General features: G+C 46.5%; 5 protein-coding genes. 2 read left to right on the forward strand and 3 right to left on the reverse strand.

The window, feature by feature from the left end; all coding sequences use genetic code 11:
• Positions 1 to 120: 120 nt before the first annotated feature.
• Positions 121 to 2,829, forward strand: coding sequence for a DUF2339 domain-containing protein (locus tag FTU82_RS07030; RefSeq protein WP_180001462.1), 2,709 nt, complete (start codon positions 121 to 123; stop codon positions 2,827 to 2,829).
• Positions 2,830 to 2,876: 47 nt separating this feature from the next.
• On the opposite strand, the gene FTU82_RS07035 is transcribed toward FTU82_RS07030, so the two are convergent.
• Together FTU82_RS07035 and FTU82_RS07040 are read right to left on the reverse strand one after the other, a co-directional pair.
• Positions 2,877 to 3,800 carry a mechanosensitive ion channel family protein gene (locus tag FTU82_RS07035; protein WP_005095828.1) on the reverse strand — a complete coding sequence of 308 codons (924 nt, stop codon included), beginning with the start codon at positions 3,798 to 3,800 and terminating at the stop codon, positions 2,877 to 2,879.
• A 9-nt stretch (positions 3,801 to 3,809) separates the two neighbouring features.
• On the reverse strand, positions 3,810 to 4,589 hold the full coding sequence (locus FTU82_RS07040) for a hypothetical protein (protein WP_167381259.1): 780 nt from the start codon (positions 4,587 to 4,589) through the stop codon (positions 3,810 to 3,812).
• Positions 4,590 to 4,733: 144 nt separating this feature from the next.
• Here FTU82_RS07040 and gspE point away from each other — a divergent pair, with 144 nt between their 5' ends.
• Entirely contained in the window at positions 4,734 to 6,221 is a 1,488-nt protein-coding gene (gene gspE, locus FTU82_RS07045) for a type II secretion system ATPase GspE (RefSeq protein WP_005172539.1), read from the forward strand.
• 49 nt (positions 6,222 to 6,270) lie between these two features.
• Here the strand turns inward: gspE and FTU82_RS07050 are convergent, their stop codons facing one another.
• Positions 6,271 to 6,681: a DUF4951 domain-containing protein gene (locus FTU82_RS07050; RefSeq protein WP_180001461.1), complete on the reverse strand. Its 411-nt coding sequence runs from the start codon at positions 6,679 to 6,681 to the stop codon at positions 6,271 to 6,273.
• Between the last annotated feature and the right edge of the window lie 150 nt (positions 6,682 to 6,831).

A 6,831-nucleotide genomic window follows, 5' to 3' on the forward strand; every position in this document is an offset into this window, starting at 1 on the left:
ATTTTTACTGCGCTCGCTGAGGCGAGTCTGAGTTTACAGCTTAGCGAATATCGGCTGAAGATGAAATAAGCAGCACAAGCTGTTGTATGATGGAATGATTCAGGAAAGAGAAATATAAGAATGGCTGCAGGACGCAATGAGTTACGCATGATCTGGCTGATTACTCTGCTAATTGTTGGGATCAGTGCTTGGTATCTGGATTATCAGATTGTGACTTATCTGTGTGGTGTGGGTTTTCTCTTCAGTGTGATGCAATATGTCAGCGCAGTAGAAGCCCCGCTACAGCAACTGGCTGCACAGCAGCAGAGGTCTCTGGAACGCAATTCGAAAGTTCCTTTATATGTCTCTTCAATTATTGCCATTGTCGGTGGGCTGGCCGAGCTTGACTGGTTGATGGGCATCGGGATTACCGCCTGGGTGTTCTTTTTACTCCGATGGCTGCAACGTCTGGAAGGGCGCTTGATACAGTTACAGTTGCAATCTTATTCTGCCGATCCACCACCCTCGACACCACCGAACTGGTCTGATGCTGCACCTGTGACTGCTCAACCGGCTCTAAATTCTCAGTCCACGCCTAATCTCATCGATCAAGTGCAGCGCTGGATCTTTCAGGGCAATCCGGTCTTAAAAGTCGCCATTAGTATTTTAGTGATCGGGATTATTTTGTTGCTGCGTTTTGCCACCGAGCACTGGCAGCTGAGTCTGGCTGCTAAATTAGGTCTGGTTGCGCTTGCCAGTTTGTTTGTAACAGGACTGGGCTATCGGCTGATTCCTAAAAACCGCAGTTTTGCTCTGGCGCTGGAAGGATTAGGTTTAGGGAGTTTGTTTCTGACATTATTCTTTGCCTATTACAATCTGGTGATTCCAACACTACCGCTGGCAGCATGTGTATTTATCATCATTTTGGCAATGACGCTGTATTTAAGTCTGAAACAGGAAAGTATCGAACTGGCCATAATGGCTTTGCTGATTGCTTATCTGGCGCCGTTTACCTTGCCAATCCGAGATGCTTCCGCTGTTGAGCTGATCAGTTATTACTTGCTGATTAATGTCGGGGTGGCAGTGCTGAGCAGCTTCCGCCCCTGGAAAATTCTCAATCAGATTGCCTTTTTAATTACGGCGATTGTCGGTGGAATGTATAGCCTGATTCATGGTGATACTCATGAGCGTTACGCCATGACTGCGCTGATTCTGGCGCATAGTGCGCTGTTTATCTGGCTGGGTTTTCGTTTTAGCCAGTTGCTGGCACGACAGGATTTGTCCCGTTTTCAGCTAAAACCGGTACTCGACTTGGCCTTGATTTTTGCCGCACCGATTACTGCTTATATTTTTCTGTATTTGATTCACTTTAATCAGCCCGATCAAAAACTCTGGCAAGCCGGTCTAAGTCTGTTGTTCGCAGGGGTCTTTGCCACTTGTTGGACTTTATTGCGCCAAAAACAAACGATTCAGCTTATTTCACAAAGTTATCTGAGTCTGATGCTGATTTTTCTGGCACTGGTGCCACCGATCTTATTGACCGAACAATGGAGTGTGGTTGGTTGGGCTGTGGAAGGGGTGCTAATTTATCTGTGGGCCTTAGAGAAAAATGTCCGGGTGGCGCATTATTTAAGTATGGGCTTATTGTTGATGGCCGGATTTAGCAGCCTGTATTATCTGGTCGAAATCAATCCCACACCGCGGATGATTTTCTGGATTTTGAGTCTGTGTTATGTGGCAGTAGTGGCGATCAGTCAGCTCAAAGAAAAATACCAGCAGCAACTGGATAGTCTGAGTATCAGTTTTTTAAGTAGTTTAAGTGTTGCAGCCAGTTTAATGCTCTTTGCTTTGCTGGAAGATGAATTTTCGAGTCAGCATGCCTATGTGTTGAGTTTATTCATCATCACACTGGGCTATGTGCTGTTGAATGAAATGATTCTGCGCAAAAATCAGCAATGGTCCTGGTTGCTACCGAAGTGGAGTGGTATCTCACCCTTGCTGGTCATTGCAGTGATTTTGACACTGGATCGCAGTCAAAATGCGGTGATTGTCTGGGATAGCGGTCTGGAGCGCGGGGTTTTTGCCCTTTCGGCGATGCTATTAGCGATTCTGTGGCTCAGACCGCTGGCTGGTTTGCAGCTATCCAAAGAATGGATGAGTTTGGGCGTTTTTAGCAGTTTGGCTTTGGCCAGTCTGTGTCTGATCCCGAGCATGCCTTATTTCAGTATGGTGATCTTACCTTTATTGTTTTGCCTGTGGTGCTATCGACAGGACCTGCAATCAGGCTGGCAGCAGCTTTGGCAAACCAAGTGTTGTTTATTGCTGATGGCCACTTGGCTGGTATGTTCACAGTTATTTAGTCAGCAAGCATTCCAGTATTACTGGTTGCCGATTCTGAATCCTTTTGACCTGATCAGTATCGCCATGTTTGCCAGTTTTATCTGGATGCTGTTGCAACAGATTAAGGTTGGCCGTGATAAGGGCATGATCGCAGTCTTGATGGTGTTGAGCCTGTTATGGCTTTCCAGTTATATGGTTTTAAGAGCTTTACATGTGTATTTACACACGCCGTTTAATGATATGGAGCTATGGGGTAATGCGACGGTGCAACTCAGCTTGACTGTACTTTGGGTATTACTGGCCTGGATCACCATGTGGACGGCAACCTTAAAAAACCTGAAGCCGATGTGGATTTTAGGCGGCAGTATTCTGGTGGTTGTGACCTTAAAATTGGTGCTCTTTGACCTGTCGCATATTGGCACCCTGACGCGAGTCATTTCCTTCTTGCTGGCAGGTGGGGTGATGCTGCTGATTGCCTATATTGCACCGATGCCAGAGAAAACTGATTGAATCCTCTCCCTAAGCCTCTCCTTTAAAAAGGAGAGGGAATCGAAGGGTTATTTTAGATCAGGCTCTCTTTTGAGGGCCTTGTCATTGGCGTATTGGTCAATATCAACATTCTCTAAGGGGCGAGATAATGGATGGTCGACAAAGCCCATTTTCGGCACTGGAATTTCAATCTGATTATCGACAAAGCCATTACGAATCCGTTCCTGCATTTCATCGCGTACTTTCAGATAATTTTCCTGCTGGCACCAGATCGCAAATAACAACTCGATGGATGATTCACGAAAGGCGGTAACGGTGACTGCAGGTTTCGGGTCAGCCAAAACTAATGGATACTTATTGGCGACATCCAGCAGCACTTCTCGTACTTTAATAATATCTTCGTGGAAATTGATCGCCAGCGTAATCGGAATACGCCGTATCGGAAATTTTGACAGGTTCTGTACCGGTGCCCGAATCAGCTGTTCATTCGGCAAACGTACATAGATATTATCCTGCGTGAGGAGTTTGACTGAAAGCAGGTCAATCGAAATCACTTCACCTTCAATGGTATGCCCACGAATCAAGGTGATTTGAATAGTATCGCCGACTTCGAAAGAACCCTCACCAATCAGGAACAGACCGCTGATCAGGTTGGATGCCGAGGTTTGTGACGCAAAACCCAAGGCTACGGTGAGAATCCCGGCAGCCCCGAGGAAGACACTCAGTTTAAAACCGGCTTCTTTCAGGCTGGCCATTACAAACAGCAGGAAAATAAAATAGAAAATCCCGCGGCGCCAGACCAGCTTCTGATGGGCATTAAAACGTACACCAATGGTCCGAATAAAGGTATTGGAAATAAAGCGCGCAATCAGGAAACCAATAAAACATAACACCACCGCGACCAAAATTTCGGTTAAACGGTCGGTATTGATATTGGTAAATACTCCCTTCAGGCTGTTGGTGACTTCGGTCGGAATATTTGAACTTGGCATCAGACGCCCTTAGAAAAATGAATCAAACATATTAAATAAAGCGCCCGCCGGATCACGCGGTGGATGCAGATAGGCGACTTCACCGGCATTTGGCGGGGTACGGTTCTCCACCCGAATACGCGGTGGGCGGTCCGAACCTTCATGCAAGACCCGGATTTGCGAGGTCCATAAGCGCCCGGTACTTTCACTGTAAAATAACGGCAGGGCAGGCACCGGGACATTCATCCGGTCAAAGCGCAATTGCTGGTTACTGGTATTGTGAAATTCAATCGGTGTAACCGCACGAAAAGCGCGTGGATGCAATTGTTTCAGTTCAGTTCTGCCATCGACTGCAGTGGCATAGCAGATTTCACCTGAGCGATGATTCGGCCCAAACCAGGTGTCTTTTGGCAAGATCACCGGGAGATCAAAAATTGGTTCGCGCTGCCCCTCGACAAAACCAGCAATCCATAAGGGCGTGCTGATATAAAGCGTACCACGTTGTCCGGCAGGAATATAAATCGGATCAACCGGCTTGATCACCACCGAACGGTTTGCCAAACGTGGCATCAACTGTAATTTATTTTGGGTGGATTTGAACATATAACGTTCAATGTGCACCGGCGCTGGAAAGGCAAAGTTCGGATCATCAATCTGATGCCATTGCTGCTCATAATCATATTGCACCACAGGACGATAGTATTCCAGTCGCCATTCCTGAATGCCTCGAGTCAGACGAAACAGCAAGGAACCAAACTGCCAGGCTTTGGATTGATTTATTTCAAAAATCTGTTCTCCCCACCAGCGCATTTTCGCTGTATTCGGGATTAATTCATCTTTATCTTGCGGCAATGTTGGCACCCTTTCTTGCTAAATCTTTGAAAACATACTTCACGCTGTCATATGCTTAGAGTACACTCAATTTAAATTTTTTCATCATTATTATAATCCGCGATGCAAGTACTTAAACAATTACAAATCCCATATAGCTTCGCCAAGCGCCATGGTGTGCTGTTGCGTTATGAGGGAGATCAGGCCTTTATTCTGCGTCGTGACAATACCTCGATGCTTGCATTGCAGGAAGCGCGCCGTCTGCTCGGTTATCCGGCTCATTTTCAGCTGTGCAGCGAACAGGAATTTAACCAGTTACTCAGCTCCAGTTTTGCCGGAGATAGCGGCGAATCACAACAGGTGGCTGCGGGTCTGGAAGATCATCCGGATTTACTCAGTCTGGCCGATTCCGTACCTGAAGCTGAAGATCTGATGGATCAGGAAGATGATGCGCCGATTGTACGACTGATCAATGCATTATTGTCTGAAGCGATTCGGGTCGGGGCTTCCGATATTCATATTGAATCTTTTGAGAAAAAACTGTCGGTACGTTTACGGGTCGATGGCCAGCTCCGTGAAATTGTCCAGCCACGCCGTGAACTTGCGCCGCTTTTGGTCTCGCGGATTAAAGTCATGGCCAAACTGGATATTGCGGAAAAGCGTATTCCACAAGATGGTCGTATTTCCTTGCGTCTGGCCGGACGTGAAGTCGATGTCCGTGTATCTACTTTGCCATCCTCTCATGGTGAGCGTGTGGTGATGCGTCTGCTGGACAAGCAGGCCGGTCGTTTAAATATGACCCATTTGGGCTTGATGAATAATGACTATGATCGACTGAAAACTCTGGTGCATCGTCCACACGGCATTATTTTAGTCACTGGCCCCACCGGTTCGGGTAAAACCACCACCTTATATGCCGCACTTTCTGACCTGAATGATGGTTCCAAAAACATCCTCACCGCTGAAGATCCGATTGAATATCAACTGGAAGGTATTGGTCAGACCCAGGTGAATACCAAAGTGGATATGACCTTTGCACGTGCCTTAAAAGCCATGCTGCGCCAAGATCCTGATGTGGTGATGGTGGGTGAAATTCGTGATCTGGAGACCGCAGAAATTGCGGTGCAGGCCTCCTTGACGGGGCATCTGGTGTTGTCGACCCTGCATACCAATACCGCGATTGGTGCTGTCACGCGTTTGAAGGATATGGGCATTGAGCCGTTCCTGCTTTCAAGTTCCCTGATTGGGGTAATTGCCCAGCGTCTGGTCAGAACGTTATGTCCGCATTGCGCGACCTGGCATGAAGCAGATGCTTTTGAAAAGAAACTGTTTGAAAATATTGAACATCCACAGGATTTAAGACTGCCGCAACCACAGGGTTGTGAACGCTGTGGCAATACTGGTTTTAGTGGGCGTACTGCGATTTATGAAATTGTGCCCGTCGATGATCATATGCGCCGTCTGGTTCATGGCAATGCGGCCGAATACGAAATAGAAAGTTATGCACGGCAGCAATCCGGTTCGATTCGGGATGATGGTCTGCGCAAGGTATTGGCAGGGAAAACTACCATTGAAGAAGTGTTACGGGTCACCAATGAAGCAGCAGAATAATTTTCTAATCTGCTGCTTTTAATGACTTGTCCTCAGGATATCTGGATATTTACCAGAGGCTGACGATTTTTTTCATCAGTTGGGCCCGAAAAGGTGCAGTCGGATTACCCGGATTCCGCTGAGTTTCATTTTCATAGAAGGTCTGCCAGGCCTGCGCCATTTCTAAAGTAACCCCATCCTGTTTCATTTTTTCAACATCGGCTGTGGTGACACGCTGGAAACGGACTTCGGCATCTTTGGGGCCAGCACCCCAACCAATGATACCTTTACCAAATTCAGGCAGAATCATATTGTTGGGTGTTGCAGGAATGGGCAGACGTTCAATCTCGGCATTAACTACAGATTTTACTTGGGGGCGAACTTTTTCTGAAATTTGCAGCTCTGCAAAAGAGGCAGTCGCAATGCTGAACAGGAGAGTGATTGATAGCAAATAATTATATTGACAAATATAGTCAAACATATACAATTTAGGTATTAAATTTAAAAAAAACTTGCAATGAAATACTTGACTGAAAGCTTAAAGAAAGTAGAGCAAGACCTTGCTTATTTTGTATCCCCTGAAAATAAAGATGGGTTTATTAAGGAATTTGCATCATGGGTCTATGGTGAG

The organism is Acinetobacter sp. YH12151 (assembly GCF_013418355.1).
GTDB classification, from domain to species: domain Bacteria; phylum Pseudomonadota; class Gammaproteobacteria; order Pseudomonadales; family Moraxellaceae; genus Acinetobacter; species Acinetobacter pseudolwoffii.

Bases quoted from the DNA above. Each gene is read 5' to 3' on its own strand.
- FTU82_RS07030 (WP_180001462.1), top strand. From the start codon at position 121: ATGGCTGCAGGACGCAATGAGTTACGCATGATCTGGCTGATTACTCTG.
- FTU82_RS07035 (WP_005095828.1), bottom strand. From the start codon at position 3,800: ATGCCAAGTTCAAATATTCCGACCGAAGTCACCAACAGCCTGAAGGGA.
- FTU82_RS07040 (WP_167381259.1), bottom strand. From the start codon at position 4,589: ATGCGCTGGTGGGGAGAACAGATTTTTGAAATAAATCAATCCAAAGCC.
- gspE (WP_005172539.1), top strand. From the start codon at position 4,734: ATGCAAGTACTTAAACAATTACAAATCCCATATAGCTTCGCCAAGCGC.
- FTU82_RS07050 (WP_180001461.1), bottom strand. From the start codon at position 6,681: ATGTTTGACTATATTTGTCAATATAATTATTTGCTATCAATCACTCTC.